The following is a 2,334-nucleotide window of genomic DNA, read 5'->3' as shown; positions in this document are numbered from 1 at the left end:
AAGAGGTCAGGGCGAACCTGCGAGAAGTAGTACGGCCGCTGGGCGATGAAGTCCACCGCATCCATGCCGGTCAGATAGTCCGTGCTGGTCTCGGAGTAGCGGGTGTTCTCCTTCCCGTCGAAGAACTTCCCGCTGGTGGTCTTGGAGACCTCGATGGTGCCACCGGAGACGCTCATCGCAACCTGATGGGTCTGGTTCCCGTAGCCGTCATAGGGCTGATATGTGTGGCTGACGCTGTCGAACTCGCCTGCCTCAAGCGCTTCGAGAACTCGGTTTACATCCATGATCAGCGCCTCCAGGTTGGCCGAAGAGTGGGAGACGCCCCGACCACCGGGGTGGTCGGGGCGTCTCTGAAACCCCACGTTGAAAGGTGAGGGCCCCAGCCTAGAACCGGCTCGTCGACTGCATGTGTGCTTTCAGCAAGTTCGTTCCCAACTGGCCCCGTCCCTCGAGGCCGCTCCCACAGGAACTCCTCCGGGGCCGGAATAACGGACCGCGTTGCGCTCACAGGTGGCAGCAGTGCATCCGCCGTACGTGGCCGCCGGCAGAATCACCCTCCCGGATAGCGGTTCCACCAGTTCGGGTCCCAGCCCCCAACGTACTCGCCGCCGCTCGGCGAGTCGGTGGCTTCGCTCAGCAGGTCGCGGGCCAGGGTATCGAGAACCCAGGCCAGTTCGTGGCGGCTCACCAGGCCGCTCGGCAGTGCCTCGACACCGTGCGCCGCCCCGAGCAGGGCGCCGGTCACACAGGCGACCGAGGCACCGCTCGGTGCGCCGGCCGCGAAGCGCAGCGCGCTCTCGACGTCGCTACGGTCAGGGAAGGAGGCTGCGGCATAGAGCCCGCCGAGGAGTGCTGCCGGTGCCGTGGCCTCCGGTGCGAGCTGAGCGAGCTGTCCGGCGTCGGCGGGCTGAGCAACGGCCTGCCGGAGGGCTGCAGCGAGCCGCCCGTGCTCGTCGTCGCTAAGGCCCCGGTCAAGGGAGGGAAGAACGGAGAGCCCGGTCTGAAGTGAATCCCGTACCCCGTTGCCGGTCAGGCAGTGGTGGACCAGCACGATCGCGCGGGCTGCGGCGGAGTGCGCCGCCGCGTCACCGTGCGTCAAAGCGGCAAACTCTCGCGCCTGCTCGGTCCAGTACCCCAGATCCGAGACGGCAACCGCGGCAACCGGAAGGGTACGGGTCAGAGCGTGGTAGCCACGGCTGTCCGTCGCCGGTCGCTCCAGGGTGCCCTGCTCGACCTTCGACAGCGCCGCCACCGTCGCCGGCGCGGAGCCGCGCCGCTCCGCCAGCACAGATACCTGCGCCAGCCAGCCGTCCGGCCACGCCGTTTCGGTGTCGAAGGGAGCCCAGCGCCGCCTCATCCGCTCGGCCTCGATGCCCTGCAGGGCCGCCCACCGGCAGTACGCGTGCCAAACCACCGACGCCGGATGGCAGATGCCCTTGTGCTTGCCACGGACCATCGCACGGATGGTGCCCTCCGCAGTGAAGCAAGCCAACTGGGCACTCACCCCGGCCCGCAACGGGCCGTCGGCTGGCACCTTGCCCCCGGCGGCCCCCAGCGTCTCCCCCACCGCCAGACCAAGCAGCATCCCCCGTACTCGAGACTCCGCCCTGTTCCGCAGGAACTTCCTCCGGTGCTCCTGCTCCTTCTCCTCTTTCGCACGCTCCTGCTCGGGAGTGAGCACGAGAGGCGGATCCCACACGATGCCGCCCAGGTGGTAGGGCTGGTACTGCTCGTCATCCACCTCCACCCCGTCCTGGCCCTGCTCACCATGCGCCATACGCTCCCCCTCCAACAACGCGCAATGCCGCGCTCTCCAAGAACAGCAGTGATACCACCTCGTCCGCGGCTCAGGACCGGCAGGAGCAAGACCGTCGCGTTGCCCGGGGTAACGGCCGGGGGCTGCACCATGACCGCCACAAGGACGAACCGTTATAACTGCGCACCAGCCAAACGACCTGAGCATCCCCGAAGCCACGACACGACAGGCCTAACTGACCAGCAGCAATGCACGCCAACGTCACCACACCGCCAGCAGGTACACACAGGAAGACAGCCTCGCAGCGGAACCAGAGCAGTCAATCAAAGTGCACAACCACTGGTCACAGCACTCCCACATGAGCAGCTCTTCCAGGCGGTGACAGTAGGGCAGAGGTCTGCACTACCGTGTGCCGCCACCGGCCCTCCCCGCCTCGGGCACCGGCCGAACCACTCGTCATTCAGTAGGGAGGAAAGCTCTCGATGGGGCACCGCGCACTCCCCCACCCGGTGAAGTGAACCGCTCCGGGTTCGGTAGAGATCTCAGATGTTGGTTGTGACCTGGGGTTTCGTGGTTGT

Annotated in this window: 2 protein-coding genes; both read right to left on the bottom strand. The window is 66.9% G+C overall.

What is annotated here, in order from left to right; translation table 11 throughout:
- Window positions 1-284: hypothetical protein (locus tag ACRWNP_RS37015; RefSeq protein WP_431969386.1), on the bottom strand; the 284-nt coding region annotated here is incomplete at its 3' end.
- Window positions 285-550: 266 nt separating this feature from the next.
- Window positions 551-1,777, bottom strand: a complete 1,227-nt coding sequence (locus ACRWNP_RS37010) for an ADP-ribosylglycohydrolase family protein (RefSeq protein ID WP_431969384.1) — start codon at window positions 1,775-1,777, stop codon at window positions 551-553.
- Window positions 1,778-2,334 lie beyond the last annotated feature (557 nt).

Source organism: Actinacidiphila sp. bgisy160 (genome assembly GCF_965342435.1).
Taxonomy (GTDB): domain Bacteria; phylum Actinomycetota; class Actinomycetes; order Streptomycetales; family Streptomycetaceae; genus Actinacidiphila.
Note: the sequence above shows the minus strand (reverse complement) of the source record. Positions and strands in the feature narration are given on the sequence as shown.

What these genes read in the sequence shown, in the direction of transcription:
- ACRWNP_RS37010 (WP_431969384.1), bottom strand. Translation starts at nt 1,777, where the DNA reads ATGGCGCATGGTGAGCAGGGCCAGGACGGGGTGGAGGTGGATGACGAG.